At 63.2% G+C, this 16,139-nt stretch carries 15 protein-coding genes; 5 read left to right on the top strand and 10 right to left on the bottom strand.

Annotation, left to right across the window (positions count from 1 at the left end; all coding sequences use genetic code 11):
* The first annotated feature begins 36 nt into the window (after positions 1-36).
* Complete coding sequence (locus tag PDMSB3_RS18285; protein ID WP_007180250.1) at positions 37-1,287, top strand: Hsp70 family protein; 1,251 nt, start codon at positions 37-39, stop codon at positions 1,285-1,287.
* Positions 1,288-1,398: 111 nt separating this feature from the next.
* On the opposite strand, the gene PDMSB3_RS18280 is transcribed toward PDMSB3_RS18285, so the two are convergent.
* Positions 1,399-1,602: a cold-shock protein gene (locus tag PDMSB3_RS18280; protein ID WP_007180251.1), complete on the bottom strand. Its 204-nt coding sequence runs from the start codon at positions 1,600-1,602 to the stop codon at positions 1,399-1,401.
* A gap of 481 nt (positions 1,603-2,083) precedes the next feature.
* Between PDMSB3_RS18280 and PDMSB3_RS18275 the strand changes: the two genes are divergently transcribed.
* Positions 2,084-3,679, top strand: a complete 1,596-nt coding sequence (locus tag PDMSB3_RS18275; RefSeq protein WP_007180252.1) for an APC family permease — start codon at positions 2,084-2,086, stop codon at positions 3,677-3,679.
* Between the two features lie 125 nt (positions 3,680-3,804).
* Here PDMSB3_RS18275 and PDMSB3_RS18270 read toward each other — a convergent pair whose 3' ends face one another.
* The 7 genes from PDMSB3_RS18270 to PDMSB3_RS18240 form a co-directional block, all read right to left on the bottom strand.
* Positions 3,805-4,590 (bottom strand): DODA-type extradiol aromatic ring-opening family dioxygenase, encoded by a 786-nt coding sequence (locus tag PDMSB3_RS18270; RefSeq protein WP_165187127.1) that lies wholly within the window; start codon positions 4,588-4,590, stop codon positions 3,805-3,807.
* Between the two features lie 153 nt (positions 4,591-4,743).
* The gene (locus PDMSB3_RS18265; protein ID WP_007180254.1) at positions 4,744-5,343 is read right to left on the bottom strand and encodes a UbiX family flavin prenyltransferase; all 600 of its coding nucleotides are present in this window, start codon (positions 5,341-5,343) and stop codon (positions 4,744-4,746) included.
* Positions 5,344-5,387: 44 nt separating this feature from the next.
* Complete coding sequence (gene grxD / locus PDMSB3_RS18260) at positions 5,388-5,699, bottom strand: Grx4 family monothiol glutaredoxin (RefSeq protein WP_007180255.1); 312 nt, start codon at positions 5,697-5,699, stop codon at positions 5,388-5,390.
* A 118-nt stretch (positions 5,700-5,817) separates the two neighbouring features.
* Positions 5,818-6,663 carry a peptide chain release factor N(5)-glutamine methyltransferase gene (gene prmC / locus PDMSB3_RS18255; RefSeq protein WP_007180256.1) on the bottom strand — a complete coding sequence of 282 codons (846 nt, stop codon included), beginning with the start codon at positions 6,661-6,663 and terminating at the stop codon, positions 5,818-5,820.
* Between the two features lie 5 nt (positions 6,664-6,668).
* Complete coding sequence (prfA, locus tag PDMSB3_RS18250; protein ID WP_011489964.1) at positions 6,669-7,751, bottom strand: peptide chain release factor 1; 1,083 nt, start codon at positions 7,749-7,751, stop codon at positions 6,669-6,671.
* Positions 7,752-7,874: 123 nt separating this feature from the next.
* Positions 7,875-9,161, bottom strand: a complete 1,287-nt coding sequence (gene hemA, locus PDMSB3_RS18245; RefSeq protein WP_007180258.1) for a glutamyl-tRNA reductase — start codon at positions 9,159-9,161, stop codon at positions 7,875-7,877.
* A gap of 63 nt (positions 9,162-9,224) precedes the next feature.
* A complete protein-coding gene (locus tag PDMSB3_RS18240; protein WP_165187125.1) occupies positions 9,225-9,935 on the bottom strand; it encodes a response regulator transcription factor in 711 nt (236 codons plus the stop codon).
* A 204-nt stretch (positions 9,936-10,139) separates the two neighbouring features.
* On the opposite strand from PDMSB3_RS18240, the gene PDMSB3_RS18235 reads away from it, so the two are divergent.
* The 3 genes from PDMSB3_RS18235 to PDMSB3_RS18225 are packed head-to-tail and all read left to right on the top strand — an operon-like array spanning position 10,140 to position 12,883.
* Positions 10,140-10,394 carry a hypothetical protein gene (locus PDMSB3_RS18235; RefSeq protein ID WP_007180260.1) on the top strand — a complete coding sequence of 85 codons (255 nt, stop codon included), beginning with the start codon at positions 10,140-10,142 and terminating at the stop codon, positions 10,392-10,394.
* 19 nt (positions 10,395-10,413) lie between these two features.
* Positions 10,414-12,228: an aminopeptidase P family protein gene (locus tag PDMSB3_RS18230; RefSeq protein WP_007180261.1), complete on the top strand. Its 1,815-nt coding sequence runs from the start codon at positions 10,414-10,416 to the stop codon at positions 12,226-12,228.
* A 31-nt stretch (positions 12,229-12,259) separates the two neighbouring features.
* Positions 12,260-12,883 (top strand): HAD family hydrolase, encoded by a 624-nt coding sequence (locus PDMSB3_RS18225; protein WP_165187123.1) that lies wholly within the window; start codon positions 12,260-12,262, stop codon positions 12,881-12,883.
* 97 nt (positions 12,884-12,980) lie between these two features.
* On the opposite strand, the gene PDMSB3_RS18220 is transcribed toward PDMSB3_RS18225, so the two are convergent.
* Both PDMSB3_RS18220 and ettA read right to left on the bottom strand, forming a co-directional pair.
* A complete protein-coding gene (locus tag PDMSB3_RS18220; RefSeq protein ID WP_007180263.1) occupies positions 12,981-14,102 on the bottom strand; it encodes a DUF748 domain-containing protein in 1,122 nt (373 codons plus the stop codon).
* 308 nt (positions 14,103-14,410) lie between these two features.
* Complete coding sequence (gene ettA, locus PDMSB3_RS18215) at positions 14,411-16,078, bottom strand: energy-dependent translational throttle protein EttA (RefSeq protein WP_007180264.1); 1,668 nt, start codon at positions 16,076-16,078, stop codon at positions 14,411-14,413.
* Positions 16,079-16,139 lie beyond the last annotated feature (61 nt).

Raw genomic sequence — 16,139 nt, 5'->3', positions numbered from 1 at the left:
TTCTGTCCGCGCCAGCCGTGAGCGGCGATTCCTGCCATGAACTATTGCGCGATTGACTTTGGTACTTCCAACTCGGCCGTGGCCGTTCCTGACGGCGGCGCGCTCAAGCTCGCGCCGGTCGAGGGCGCCTATACCACGCTGCCCACCTCGGTCTTTTTCAATACCGACGAGGACACCCGCGAATTCGGGCGGGCGGCGCTCGCCGCGTACATCGACGGCTTCGACGGCCGCCTGATGCGTTCCATGAAGAGCATTCTCGGCTCGCCGCTCGCCGAGAACTCCACCGATCTGGGCGACGGTTCCGCGATCAGGTACACCGATGTGATCGCGATTTTCATCGATCACCTCAAGCGCTCGGCCGAACAAAGCGTCGGTGGCCCGATTCATCGCGCCGTGCTGGGCCGCCCGGTGTTTTTCGTCGACGACGACCCGCGCGCCGATCAGATGGCGCAGCGGCAACTCGAAGCCGCCGCGCGCTCGGTCGGCTTGCAGGAGATCCACTTTCAGTATGAGCCGATCGCGGCCGCGTTCGACTACGAATCGCATCTGGCGGAAGAAGGGCTCGTGCTGGTGGCCGACATCGGCGGCGGCACCTCGGACTTCTCGCTGGTGCGGGTGGGGCCCGAGCGGATGAAGCGCGTCGAGCGCAAGGACGACGTGCTGGCTCACCACGGCGTGCACGTCGCGGGCACGGATTTCGACCGTCGCGTGGAACTGGCGACGATTTTGCGCGAACTCGGCTATCAAACGCTGGATCCGGAAGGGCGCGAGATCCCGAACCGGGTCTACTTCGATCTGGCGACCTGGCATCTGATCAACACCGTCTACTCCCCGAAGCGGGTCAGCGAACTCGCGCTGATGCGCCATCTATTCACCGAGGTCAAGCATCACGACCGCCTGATGCGCGTCGTGGACCGGCGCCTCGGCCATGCGCTGGCAGCGCATGCGGAAGAGGCGAAGATCGGCGTGGCGGCGGGTGGAGAGACCGTAATCGATCTCGACGAAGTGGAAGACGATCTGCGCCTTGCATTCGACGAAGCACAACTCATCGCGGCCGGACAGGACGAGACGCTGCGCATCGTGCAGGCAGCGCGCGATACGGTGCAGGCTGCCGGCGTCGCGACACGCGACGTCGACGCGATTTATTTCACCGGCGGCTCGACGGGTCTGGCGTTTTTATCGGGCGCATTGGCGGCGGCATTTCCCGATGCCAAGGCGGTATTCGGCGACCGTCTCGCGAGTGTGGCGACGGGGCTCGGTATTCACGCGCGGCGTCTGTTTGGATAACCGGACATTATCAGTCGCATATTGCGAAGATAATCACCATTCCAGTTTGAAGCAGATATAAAAAAACCCCGCCGAGGCGGGGTTTTTTGCGTCCTGAAGGGAGCGTGTTGCTTACACCGGCTTGATGTTAGCAGCTTGCTTGCCCTTCGGGCCCGTCTTCACTTCAAACGTAACCTTTTGGTTTTCTTGCAGCGTCTTGAAGCCTTCCGTGCGGATTTCCGAGAAATGCGCGAACAGATCTTCACCGCCGCCGTCCGGCGTGATGAAGCCAAAGCCCTTTGCGTCATTGAACCACTTGACGGTACCGGTTTCCATATTACTTGTTCCTAAAGATGGTAAATAAGGCCGAAGCCCAGAGGGTGCATGAAAATCAAGGAAGGGGGTAATGGGACCAACCGGAGTACCGTTGATGGGCGAACTACGAAAGACCAATTCACTCGCCGCTTGAAATCCTGCCCGAACGTTATACGGCGATTTTGAGAGAAGGTCAACAGTCTCCACACAACTTTACGTATTTTCTGGCAACGGGCGTGAAAGTTGCTTACAAACCTTGCTTTCCGTCTGATTTTTTTCCAGGGAGAACCCTTGGTTTCGCTGCAGGGGCGGGGTGCAACCGTTAAACTACGCGCCGCGCGTCGGTTGCACCTGTTTGGAATGGACCGTCGCGCAAGCATGCGCGTCACCCGTCTCCAGCGCCACGAGCGATGTCACGCGGTGCCGACATGGTTTTGCTGCAAACTTGCATGGGGCCGGAGTCGGTGCTGAAGCACCAGGTACGGCCGACACAGGAGAAGACGTGAAAAGTTCTATACAACGGAACATCGGGCCGTTCGCGCTAATGCTCACAGGCTTGGGTTCGATCATCGGCTCGGGCTGGCTGTTCGGCGCCTGGAAGGCTGCAAAAATTGCCGGGCCCGCTGCCATTTGTGCCTGGGTGATCGGCGCAGTCGTGATTCTCGCGATTGCATTGACCTACGCTGAACTCGGCGCGATGTTCCCGGAATCCGGCGGCATGGTGCGTTATGCGCGCTACTCGCACGGCGCGCTGGTTGGTTTTATCAGCGCATGGGCCAACTGGATCGCGATTGTTTCAGTTATTCCGATCGAGGCTGAAGCGTCCATTCAATATATGAGCACATGGCCCTATCCTTGGGCGCATGCGTTATTCGTGGACGGATCATTAACCACCAATGGGTTATTGCTGTCCGCGGCACTCGTGATCATTTACTTCCTGCTGAACTATTGGGGCGTGAAACTGTTCGCGCGCGCCAATTCGGCAATCACGATCTTCAAGTTCCTGATTCCGGGCGCGACGATCCTCGGCCTGATGCTGACGGGCTTCCACAAGGAAAACTTCGGCGAAGTGAGTACCTTCGCGCCGTACGGCTGGTCGGCGGTGCTGACTGCCGTGGCGACGAGCGGCATCGTGTTCGCGTTCAACGGTTTCCAGAGCCCGATCAACCTTGCCGGTGAAGCGCGCAATCCGGCCAAAAGCGTGCCGTTCGCGGTGATCGGCTCGATCCTGCTCGCACTGGTGATCTACGTGCTGCTGCAGATCGCGTATATCGGCGCGGTGAACCCGAGCGACGTGATGAAGGGCTGGAGCCATTTCAATTTCGCTTCGCCGTTCGCGGAACTGGCGATCGCACTGAACCTGAACTGGCTGGCGATCCTGCTCTATGTCGACGCGTTCGTCAGCCCGAGCGGCACGGGCACGACCTACATGGCGACCACCAGCCGCATGATCTACGCGATGGAGCGCAACAACACCATGCCGAAGATGTTCGGCAACGTGCACCCGTTCTACGGCGTGCCGCGTCAGGCGATGTGGTTCAACCTGCTGGTGTCGTTCATTTTCCTGTTCTTCTTCCGCGGCTGGAGTTCGCTGGCGGCGGTGATTTCGGTCGCCACGGTGATCTCTTACCTGACCGGCCCGATCAGCCTGATGTCCCTGCGCCGCGCGGCGACGGACCTTGAGCGTCCTCTGCATATTCCGGGCATGAAGATCATTGCACCGTTCGCGTTCGTCTGCGCGTCGCTGATCCTGTATTGGGCGAAGTGGCCGCTGACCGGCGAGATCATTCTGCTGATGGTCGTCGCTTTGCCGGTGTACTTCTACTTTCAGGCGAAGTCGGGTTTTGCCGGCTGGGGGCGTGATCTGAAGGCGGCATGGTGGCTGGTCGCTTATCTGCCGGTGATGGCGATTCTGTCGCTGATCGGCAGCAAGCAGTTCGGCGGTCACGACCTCATCCCTTACGGCTGGGACATGCTGGTGGTCATCGCGTTTTCGCTGGTGTTCTACTACTGGGGCGTGAATAGCGGCTATCGCTCGGAATATCTGGACGAGCGCCAGGAGCACGACGAAGTGCTCGAAGGCATCGGTGCGCACTAAGCTGCCGCGCTGAGTCTGCTGGCTGGAGCGTAGTCGGATCTGCTGTAAAAACCCCGCCCTGGCGCAATTCAGGCGGGGGTTTCTTGTTTGCTGGCGCGTATTCCGCGCCTAACGTGATCTGTGGATCACGCGGCGCCAAACACGTAGTTCGTCATGGCCAGCGAGCGCTGATAGGTTCCGAGCGACTGGATGGCCAGCGAATAATCGTCGTCCGCCGCGCCCAGGGCGGCGAATACAGGCAGCAGATGCTCGTCGGTAGGGTGCATCAGCACCGCGTGCGGCGCCTGGCGGCGGTAGTCGAGCAGCGCGTCGATATCGTGCGCGGCGAGCTTTTCTTCGAACCAGCCCGTGAATTCGGCGACGCGCGGATCGGCATCCTCTGGGCGAGCGGAGAAGTCGGCGGCGCGCAGATTGTGCGTGATCTGGCCGGAGCCGATCACCATCACACCGTCGTCCCTCAGCGACCGCAGCGCACGGCCGACGCGGAAGTGATGCGCGGCGTCCCTATGCGGCTGGATCGACAATTGGGCGACCGGCACATCGGCGTGGGGGAACATGAGCAGCATCGGCACCCACGCGCCGTGGTCGAGTCCGTGCGGCTGGACGTCCGCAAGGATGCTATTGTCGTTGAGCAGTACGGCTGCACGGCGCGCTACATCGGGCGCGCCCGGAGCCGGGTACTGGATCTCGTATAGCTGACGCGGAAAGCCGTAAAAATCGTGAATGGTCTCCGGCGCGGTCGACGTGCTGGCCACCGGTTGCGCCGTGCCCCAATGGGCCGACAACATGAGCACCGATTCCGGACGCGGCAGTTGCGCGCCGAGTACGCCGAATTCAGCGGACGGCAACGACGGGTCGATCGGCAGCGTCGGCGCGCCGTGCGACAGGAAAAGCGAAGGCAAGCGGTTCATGGCAGCAACGCCGCAGCTAAAGTGCGGCTAGAGATTGGGTTGCTACCAATATAGGGGTGAACCGTTGTTTGATAAACGGGTGAAAACGGAATTGATTGTGTCGCAGGTGTTGTTAATTTGCGCCGATGCACAGACTCAGCCCTGCTAGGTTCGCTATTCCTGAGTGCCGCGCAGCCCGGTCCACGCCGGCGCCAAAGCCGGTCCGAGCGCGAACAGATCCAGCACGCGCGCTACGGTGTGATCGACCATTTCGTCGATGGAAGCGGGCTGGTTGTAGAAGGCCGGCAAGGGTGGAAAGATCACGCCGCCCATTTCGGTGACGGCCGTCATGTTGCGCAGATGCGCCAGATTGAACGGCGTCTCGCGCACGAGCAGCACGAGTCGGCGGCGTTCTTTGAGCGTGACGTCGGCGGCGCGCGTGATCAGATTGTCCGAGAAACCGTGTGCGACGCTGGCGAGCGTCTTCATGGAGCAGGGGGCGACGACCATGCCGTCGGTGGCAAAAGAGCCGGACGCGATGCTCGCGCCGACGTCGCGCACCGAATGGACGACATCCGCGAGCGGATGGACATCCTCTTTGCTCAACCGGAGTTCGTGCTGGATATTGAGCCAGCCCGCGCTCGAAATCAGCAGGTGGCTTTCTACGCCGCCCAGCCGGCGCAGCGTTTCGAGCAGCCGGATGCCGTAGATGGCACCCGTCGCACCGGTGATCGCGACGATCAGCCGGCGCGGCGCCGCAGTGCGTGTTTGCATGGCTCGCGGCGCTTTAGGAATGCAAGCGTGTGGACCGTGGCCGCTCAGGCCGCGGCAAACAATTGCTGCAGTTCGCCCGATTCGTACATTTCCATCATGATGTCCGAACCGCCGATGAATTCGCCTTTCACATAGAGCTGCGGAATGGTCGGCCAGTTCGAGAACTGCTTGATACCCTGGCGGACTTCGTCGTCTTCGAGCACGTTGACGGTCTTGATTTCACCGACGCCGCACGCCTTCAGGATCTGGATGGCGCGGCCCGAAAAGCCGCACATCGGGAACTGGGCGGTGCCTTTCATGAAGAGGACGACGGCGTTGTCGTCGACGATTTGCTTGATGCGTTGTTGCGTATCCATGACTGACCTTGCGGTTCCGAGATGTGTAGGGAATAGGCTGAAATGATAGCGGATTTCGATACGGCAGGCCGAGCGCTGCTTTGCCCTTTCAACCTTTGTGGATATTAGGCGATGCGGATCAGCCGCCCAAACGTCCGCCGCTGATCCGCTCGATGCCGGCAAGATCGCGCTCCGAGCGGACTTGCATAAAACCTTGTGCCGTCAGCAGTTCGCGCACGGCTTCAGCCTGATCGTAGCCGTGCTCGATCCACACTACGCCCCCGGCGGCAAGCCGGGTGGGCGCGCCGGCGATGATGGCGCGAATGGCGCTGAGTCCGTCGGCTTCGTCGGTGAGCGCGCCGCGCGGTTCGAAGCGCAGATCGCCTTGCGCCAGATGCGGATCGCCGCTCGCGATATACGGCGGATTGCTGACGATCACGTGAAAGCGCAGCGCGGCGTCGAGCGAGCCGTACCAGTCGCTTTGCGTCAACACCACGGCGCCGCCGGGGCGCTTCGCGTCGAGCAGGCGGGCGGCGTTGCGCGTGGCCACCGCCAGCGCTTCGGCGGAGCGGTCGAGCGCCCAGACCTGCGCGTCGGGCCGCATGGATGCGATCGCGACGGCGATCGCGCCGGTTCCGGTGCCGAGATCGAGCACGCGAGGCCGTGCGAGGTTTTCCAGCGCCGCCAACGCGGTTTCGACCAGCAATTCAGTTTCGGGGCGCGGTATCAGCACGTGCGGCGTGACTTCGAAATTCAGCCCGAAAAATTCCCGGGCGCCGACCAGTTGCGCCACCGGCTCGCCGGCTGCGCGCCTTGCTTCCAGCGCCCGGTAACGCTCGACCACTTCGGCTTGGAGCGGCTCGTCGCTGCGTGTGATCAACTGCGTGGGCCGCCAGCCGAGCACGTGCGTGAGCAGGATCCGCGCTTCGAGCGGCGGCAGTGGCGAGGTGCGCATCAGCGCGGCTGGCGTGGCCGAAGTAGTCATGCGCGTTAGTCCGCATCACCGAGCGAGGCCAGCAATTCGGCCTGATGCTCGCTGACGAGTGCCGCGATCAGTTCGTCCAGATCGCCGTCCATGATTGCGTCGAGACGATAGAGCGTCAGGTTGATGCGGTGATCGGTCAGCCGCCCCTGCGGGAAGTTGTACGTGCGAATCCGCTCCGAACGGTCGCCCGAGCCGATCAGGCTCTTGCGCGTGGCGGCTTCCTTCGCCTGCTGCTCATGCGACTGCTTGTCCTTGATGCGCGCGGCCAGCACCTTCAGCGCGCGATCCTTGTTCTTGTGTTGCGAGCGGTCGTCCTGACATTCGACGACGATGCCGGTCGGCAAGTGCGTGACCCGCACCGCCGAATCGGTCTTGTTGATGTGCTGCCCACCCGCGCCGGACGCGCGAAATGTGTCGATGCGCAGATCCGCAGGATTGATCTCGACTTCGCCGATTTCGTCCGCTTCCGGCATGACCGCGACCGTGCACGCCGACGTGTGAATGCGGCCCTGGGTTTCAGTAGCCGGTACGCGTTGCACGCGATGGCCGCCGGACTCGAACTTCAGTTTCGAATAGGCGGCTTCGCCGGCAATCCGCACGATCACTTCCTTGTAGCCGCCCAGATCGGATTCGCTCGCCGACATCATCTCCACCTGCCAGCGGTTGCGCTCGGCATAGCGCAGGTACATGCGCAGCAGGTCGCCCGCGAACAGCGCGGATTCATCGCCGCCCGTGCCGGCACGGATTTCGAGGAAGATATTGCGATCGTCGTTCGGATCTTTCGGCAGCAGCATTTTCTGCAACTCGGCGCCGAGCTTGTCCATGCGCTCGCGCGCCGCGCGAATTTCTTCTTCCGCGAAGTCGCGCATGGAGGCGTCCGCCAGCAGTTCCTGCGCGGTGGCGGCGTCGTTCATGGCCTGGCGCCACAGCGCGTAGTGCTCGACCACCGGCCCGAGCTCGGCGTGTTCCCGCGTGAGCTTGCGGTATTGGTCGAGATTCGAGGTGATGTCCTCTCGGCTCAACAGATCGTTCAGTTCGGCCAGCCGGGTAGTGAGCTGGTCGAGCTTGCGTTGCATGCTCGTTTTCATCGGACGGGTATCGGAGCGGGCTCCGGCAAGGACGACAACTAGGGGGGTGGGCGGATGCCCTGGGTCAGAAGCACGTCGCGGGCCACTTGCGGTGGCCCGGACAGCGCGGCGCTAGCTGCGCCGCTAACGCTCCGTGGAACCGGAGTGTTTGTAGAAACCGCTCATGAGTTCGATGAGCGTGTCACGGTTCTCGCTGCTCGCGCGATTGAGCGCGTGCGTGGGGCCGTGGATGAGTTTGTTGGTGAGCGACTGCGACAGCGCCTCGAGCACGGCGGCCGGATCGTCACCGCGCGCGAGCATTTTCTGCGCGCGCTCCACCTCGGCGCGACGCAGCACGTCGGCTTGCGTGTGCATATGGCGGATCACCGGCACGATGCTGCGTGCGTCGAGCCATTGCATGAAATTCTGCACGCGCGTTTCGATGATCGCTTCGGCCTGCGCAACCGCGGCTTGCCGCGAAGCATTGCCTTCGCGGACGATCGCACCGAGGTCGTCGACGGTATACAGAAACACGTCTTCGAGCTGGCCGACTTCGGGTTCGATATCGCGCGGAACGGCCAGATCGACCATGAAAATCGGCCGGTGACGGCGCGCTTTCACCGCCCGCTCGACAGCGCCCAGGCCGATGATCGGCAACGTGGACGCAGTGCACGACACGATGATGTCGAACTCATGCATGCGCGAAGGCAGTTCCGACAGTGGAATGGCCCGGCCGTTGAAGCGCTCGGCGAGGCGCGTGCCGCGCTCGGCCGTGCGGTTCGCGACCACCAGTTCCTTCGGTTGCTGTGCAGCGAAGTGTGTGGCGCACAACTCGATCATTTCGCCCGCGCCGATGAACAGCACGCGCTGGTTCGCGACCTTGTCGAAAATCCGCTGGGCGAGGCGCACGGCGGCGGCGGCCATGGAAACCGACTGCGCGCCGATTTCGGTCGTGCTGCGCACTTCCTTCGCCACGGCGAAGGTGCGCTGGAACAACTGGTTCAGATAGGTGCCGAGCGCGCCGGCTTCGGACGCGGTACGCACCGCATCCTTCATTTGTCCGACGATTTGCGTCTCACCCAACACCATCGAATCCAGCCCCGATGCAACGCGAAACGCATGGCGCACGGCTTCCGACTGCGGCAGCGCGTAGACGTGCGGCGCGAGTTCGCCGATGGGCAGGTTGTGGTATCGGGACAGCCACTGGATCGCGGCTTCGCGCGCGGCCCGGTCGTCGGTCGCGCAGTAAAGCTCGGTGCGATTGCAGGTGGAGAGAATCGCCGCTTCCGGCGCCGTGCGGGCCGACGGGCCGAGCCAGATGCTCTTGAAGGTGTCCAATGCAGGCTTGATCTGTTCGAGCGGAAACGCCACGCGTTCGCGCAAGGCGACAGGCGCAGTGTGGTGATTGATTCCGATCGTTAGAAGCTGCATTTGGGGGAGCTATGGTTTAGCTCAATATTATAGCGTTTCCACGATTTTCACATTGCGCAGACGTCATTCGACCGCCGCAACGGCTTCCAGCGGGATCGCGTCGAGCTGATAGCCGTAGCCGTAAAGCGGTGTCAGGCAGTAACCGTGTTCGGGGTGAAGCTGCAATTTGCTGCGCACGCGCGACGCGTGCGTGTCGACCGTGCGCGACCTTACGTCGCGGCGGCGCGTCCAGACGTTTTCGAGAATATGCGCGCGCGACACCGGCCGCGACAGATTGCTGAAGAACAGTAGCGCGAGGCGGAATTCCTTCGGCGTGAGAGTGACCGTCCGGTTACGGAATGTGACGGCGAACTGCGCCGCGTCGAACGCATATTCGCCGATGATGTCGCGCCGCCGGTTGGGCGGCCGCCGCAAGCCGGCGCGGCGCAGGAGCGCGTCCACCCGGGCCAGCATCTCGGGGCCGCGGACCGGTTTGGTCAGGCAGTCGTCGGCGCCGGCGTGCAGCGCGGCGACAATCTGGCTTTCGCGCGGCGCCGACATCAGCACGATCACCGGCAAGCCCGGCAGGATAGCGCGGGCGCGCGGGATGACGTCTTCCGCGGAGTGGTCGCCAGCCCAGCTTTCGGTGATGAGAAGGTCGAAGAATTCGTCGTTGGCGCGAGCCAGAAACGGGACGCTCGCGGTGAAGTGCTGACACAGGTGGCCACCGGCGAAAACCAGCCGGCCGACCAGTTCCGCGTGCCGCAAGTCCGGCTCGATAAGGGCGATTCGCATGGCGCGCTTTCAGCGTGGCAATGACCGGGGACCAGGCTTTTTCGTAAGGCTTACAACTTGCCTAACATCACCCCGACCCCTAAACTCAACCGCTATGCGGAAAGCGCCGTGCTGAGCTTCTATAGTTAATGAGACAAAAATGCTAGCTGTTTTGGCCCCTTGCGCCCATGAGACGAATCCGAAACTGCGCGAGGCCAGCCGTTAATGGGGTGGCCCGGCCTCGTAGTGTTGGGGGCGGCGATCGGCCTGGCGGGCTGGTGGCTGCATCCGCTGCGACGCGCAAGCTGCGCGCGGTGGTGGGTGGCGCTATTGGCCGGGGTGCTGGGCGCGGCCGTCGCGCACATGGCCGGCAACGTGACTGGTCTCTTCCATGACGGTGATACGCTCGAATGGCCGGTATGCACCGCCGTCTCGTTGATCGCCGTTGCCGTGACGGTCGGCGTGCTTTCCCGTCGATGAATATTTGCAGGTGACTCCGATGAATGCCCGACTTCCCGAAACCTCCTCCATTCCCGAACGGCTCGCCACTTTGCGCAACGCAATGGCGCGCGAAGGCGTCGCCGCCTACCTCGTGCCGTCCGCGGACCCGCATCTGTCCGAGTATCTGCCGGGGCGCTGGCAAGGCCGGCAGTGGCTGTCGGGCTTCACCGGCTCGGCCGGCACGCTGATCGTCACCGCCGATTTCGCGGGTGTCTGGACGGACAGCCGCTATTGGGAACAGGCCAACGCGCAGTTGGCTGGGACCGGCGTTCAGCTGATGAAGATGACCGGCGGCCAGCAGACTGCGCCGCATTTCGAATGGCTCGCGCAGAACGTGCCGGCAGGCGGCACGGTCGGCGTGGACGGCGCCGTGCTCGGCGTGGCGGCGGCGCGGGCCTTGAGCCAGGCGCTGAGCGCGCGCGGCGTGCAACTGCGCACAAACGTCGATCTGTTCGACGCGATCTGGCCGCAGCGTCCGTCGCTGCCGGCGGCCGCCGTGTTCGAGCATGCCGCGCCGCACGCGAGCGTCGCCCGTTCGGACAAGCTCGCACAGATTCGCCGTGCAATGGCGGACAAGGGCGCGCAATGGCATTTCATCTCCACGCTCGACGACCTCGCCTGGCTGCTGAATCTGCGCGGCGCCGATGTCAGCTACAACCCGGTATTCGTGGCGCACGCGCTGATCGGAGTTGATCGCGCGTCGCTCTTCGTCGCTGACGGCAAGGTGCCGCAGGCACTGGCCGAGGCGTTGGCGAAAGACAACATCAGCGTCGAGCCGTATGCCAAAGCTGCGGACGCGCTGGCCGCGCTGCCCGCTGGCAGCACGCTGCTGATCGACCCGCGCCGCATTACGTTCGGCTCGTTGCAATCGGTGCCGGCCACGGTCAAGGTGATCGAGGCCGTCAATCCGTCCACCTTCTTCAAGTCGCGCAAGACCGAGGCGGAAGCCGAGCATGTGCGCGAGACGATGGAACAGGACGGTGCGGCACTGGCGGAATTTTTCGCCTGGTTCGAGGGCGCGCTGGGCCGCGAAACGATCACCGAACTCACTATCGACGAACGTTTGACGGCGGCCCGCGCGCGCCGTCCGGGCTTCGTGTCGCTGAGCTTTGCGACGATCGCCGGCTTCAACGCGAACGGCGCGATGCCGCATTACCGCGCCACCGAGGAATCACACTCGGTGATCGAGGGCAACGGCCTGTTGCTGATCGACTCCGGCGCGCAGTATCTGAGCGGCACGACCGACATCACCCGTGTGGTACCCGTCGGCACCATCAGCGAAGAACAGCGGCGCGATTTCACGATCGTGCTCAAGGGCACGATGGCGCTTTCGCGCGCGCACTTTCCGCGCGGTATCCGTTCGCCTATGCTCGACGCAATCGCCCGCGCGCCGATCTGGGAAGCCGGCGCCGATTACGGCCACGGCACCGGTCACGGCGTGGGTTATTTCCTGAACGTGCACGAAGGCCCGCAGGTGATTTCGCACTATGCGCCGGCCGAACCGTGGACCGCGATGGAAGAGGGCATGATCACCTCGGTCGAGCCGGGCATTTACCGTCCGGGAAAATGGGGCGTGCGGATCGAGAACCTCGTGCTGAACGTGCCTGCCGGCCAGACCGAGTTCGGCGACTTCCTCAAATTCGAGACGTTGACGCTGTGCCCGATCGACACACGTTGCCTCGATCTGTCGCTGTTGCGCGAGGACGAACGCGCGTGGCTGAACGCGTATCACGAGACCGTGCGCACGCGTCTGGCGCCGCACGTGTCGGGCGACGCCAAAGCATGGCTGGAGTTGCGCACGCAACCCATCTGATCGCAATCGGGAATTTGCTCACGGAGCGTGCATGGCCATCAAGGCAGTGGTGTTCGATTTCGGCGGCGTGCTGATCGACTGGAGCCCCGAGTATCTATATCGGGAGCTGATTCCTGACGAGACCGAGCGCCGCTGGTTTCTGACGCACGTCTGTTCGATGGACTGGGTGATCCGTCAGGACGGCGGCCAGCCGCTCGTCGAAGCCACCGAGGAACTCGTCGCGAAGTTTCCCGATCACGAAACGCTGATCCGCGCGTTCTACGAACGCTGGCACGAGATGGTGGCCGGCGTGCTCGAAGAGGGCGTGGCGATCATGGAAAAGCTCGAAGCGGCCGAGGTGCCGCTCTTCGGGTTGACCAACTGGTCGGCGGAGACCTTTCCGTATGCGTGGGAGCATTACCCGGTGCTGCGGCGATTTCGCGACATGGTTGTCTCGGGGCGGGTGGGGCTGGTGAAACCCGATCCGGCCATCTTCGCGGCCATGCTGGAGCGGATCGAAGTGCAACTGCCAGGCATCGAGCCCGCCGAGCTCGTCTTTATCGACGACAACCTGAAGAACGCCGAGGCCGCGACCGCGCTGGGCTGGCACGGCGTGCATCACACCAGCGCCGCGCAAACCGAAGCGAAACTGCGCGAGTTGGGATTGCCGGCGTGACGCTGCGGCGGCTCTGACGGTAAGGCGGCGCGTCTTCCGTTCCAGCGGCGCCGCTTCGCCTGTTTATTTAGGCGCGTTTCTTACCCAACCGACCGACCTACTGGCCAAGCAGATTCTTCAACGCGTTACCCAGGCCTTTCACGGTTTGTCCCGCGTCTTTTGCCACGTCCCCCACGCTCACGCCGAGCGCCTTGGCAAAGCCGGTGCCGATGCGCTTCATCAGTCCTTCCTGCACCGAGAATTTCGGGTCGCGCAGATTTCCGTCCAGAACGAAATGCAGCGTGATGTCGCCGTTGTGCGTTTTGAGCGCGGCGACCGCGGCTTTGGTCGGAATCGACATGAAGGTATCGAGCGGGTTGCCGCTGTCGGCGAGTTGCAGATTGTGGACCGTCAGCGTTCCGGGTGCGTGCAGCTGATAGTTGCGCACCGTCGAGTCGACTGTCAGGTCGACCGTGCCGCCGGTCACCTGTGCCTTCGCACCGGCTTTCTTGATCAGGTACGGGTCGAGCATCACGAGGTCGACGCCGCGCAGCTTGCTGCTGGTCTGCGAATCCTTGCTGGCGATTTTGATCCAGCCGCCGAACGACACCGTGCCCGTATGCGCCGGCCCTTTGATCGAACCGGTGACATTGATGCTGGTCGGCTCGGTGAGGGCGGGCAGACGGAGATTGTCGACGGTCGCATTGGCATCGCTGACCGTCACTTTGAACGGCGGCGGCCCGACCGTCATGTCGTAGAAGTGGAAGTTGCCCTGCTCGAAACTGATGTGATCGACCTGCTTTTCGCGGGGAACGGGGGCGGCCGCGCCGCTGGCTTCCGTGTCGGATTGGTTCACGGTTTGCCGCAGATTCGGCATCAGGCGAATCGCGCCGTCTTTCGTGCGCAGCACGGCGATGTCGAAGCCGCGCACCACCACGCTGCGGATATGCATGCGCCGCGCGATCAGATCGCGAATGTCCGGTGTCAGCGTGATTTCGTCCGCCCGCAGCGGGTCGCCGGCCGGCCAGCCAGGCGGCGCTTTGAGAAGGACGTTGGTGAGACGGACCGAGGTTAGTCCGACATCGATGGTTTCGGCGCTGCCCAATGGCCCGAGCGCCGCGATCACGCGCTCCTTGACCTCGCGTTGCGCGAACTGCAGGCCGCCGACCACGACGACGATCAGCACCAGCAGCACGCCGCCTACGGCGACGGCCCAGCGCTTGCCCTTCGACATCGCCATGCTTGCCTCCTCGTCACCGCGTTCCGGGCGGTGTGGCAGTGATTGGCCTGCGCGCTCGCCGGATAGGCGCGCGCTTGAATGGGATCGTTCGGGCGGAGCGCACGCGCCCCACCACGATGACATGTATCACGTCGTGGCACGCAATGCGTGTGCCGTACCCCTCATCGGGCGACGCCGGGTAATTCGCGGCATCTGCCGCGCTGTGGCGCGAAATACCCGCCGTCGTGCCTTGCGCGGCAAGCGGCCGTCAACGCGGCTCGCGCGTCGTCACAAGCGACAAGTCACGCGCAAGCCGCCCGGTTCGGCACTTATCGCGCGATCGGCTTGTAACGCAGACGCTTCGGACGTGCACCTTCTTCACCGAGACGCGCGCGCTTGTCCGCTTCGTATTCCTGGTAATTGCCGTCGAAGAACGTGACTTGCGAATCCCCTTCGAACGCGAGGATGTGCGTGGCGATCCGGTCGAGGAACCAGCGATCGTGCGAGATCACCAGCACCGAGCCGGCGAATTCGAGCAAGGCGTCTTCGAGCGCGCGCAGCGTTTCGACGTCGAGGTCGTTCGACGGTTCGTCCAGCAGCAGCACGTTGCCGCCCGAGATCAGCGTCTTGGCCAGATGCAGCCGGCCGCGTTCACCACCCGACAGATTGCCGACGATCTTCTGCTGGTCGCCGCCCTTGAAGTTGAAGCGGCCGATATACGCCCGCGACGGCGTTTCGTACTTGCCGACCGTCAGCACGTCCGCGCCGCCGGAGATTTCCTCGAACACGGTCTTCGAGCTGTCCAGCGCATCGCGGCTTTGATCCACGTACGCGAGCTTGACGGTCGGGCCCTGCACGATCTCGCCCGAATCCGGCTGCTCGCGGCCGGTGAGCATGCGGAACAGCGTGGACTTACCCGCGCCGTTCGGTCCGATGATGCCGACAATCGCGCCCGCCGGAATCTTGAAACTGACGTTGTCGAGCAGCAAACGGTCGCCATACGACTTGCTGACGTTCTTGAACTCGATCACTTCATTGCCCAGACGATCGCCGACCGGAATGAAGATTTCCGAGGTCTCGTTGCGCTTCTGGTAGTCCTGGCTATTCAGTTCCTCGAAGCGGGCGATACGCGCCTTCGACTTCGCCTGACGGCCCTTCGGGTTCTGGCGCACCCACTCCAGTTCCTTCTTGATGGCTTTCTGGCGCGCCGACTCCGACGATTCTTCCTGCTTCAGGCGCTCTTCCTTCTGGTCGAGCCAACTGCTGTAGTTGCCCTTCCACGGAATGCCGTGGCCGCGGTCGAGTTCGAGAATCCACTCGGCGGCGTTATCGAGGAAGTAGCGATCGTGAGTCACGGCGACCACGGTGCCCGGGAAGCGCGTGAGGAACTGTTCGAGCCAGTCGACCGATTCCGCGTCCAGGTGGTTGGTCGGCTCGTCGAGCAGCAGCATGTCCGGCTTTTCGAGCAGGAGCTTGCACAGCGCGACGCGGCGCTTTTCGCCGCCCGACAGATGTTCGATCTTCGCGTCCCAGGCCGGCAGGCGCAGTGCGTCGGCGGCGATTTCGATCTGCTGCTCGGCGTTGCCGCCGTCCGAGGTGGCGAGGATCGCTTCGTACTTGGCTTGCTCGGCGGCGAGCGCGTCGAAGTCGGCGTCCGGTTCGGCATAAGCCGCGTAGATTTCGTCGAGCTTCTTCTGCGCGTTGAACACGTCGCCGAGACCTTCCTCGATCGTTTCACGCACGGTTTTGTTCGGATCGAGCTGCGGTTCCTGCGGCAGATAGCCGATGTTCAGGTTCGGCATGGGCGTGGCTTCGCCTTCGATGTCCTTGTCCACACCGGCCATGATGCGGATCAGCGTCGACTTGCCCGAGCCGTTCAGGCCGAGCAGACCGATCTTCGCGCCGGGAAAAAACGACAGCGAGATGTCTTTCAGGATTTGACGCTTGGGTGGCACGATCTTGCCGACCCGGTTCATGGTGAAGACGTATTGGGCCATTTGCTTGCAATAGACGTTGACGACGCCGGCCGCGAAGGGGCGGGCTGCCGTGGGTGGATGG

It is taken from the genome of Paraburkholderia dioscoreae (assembly GCF_902459535.1).
GTDB lineage: Bacteria > Pseudomonadota > Gammaproteobacteria > Burkholderiales > Burkholderiaceae > Paraburkholderia > Paraburkholderia dioscoreae.
This window is presented reverse-complemented; position numbering and strand designations above follow the sequence as displayed.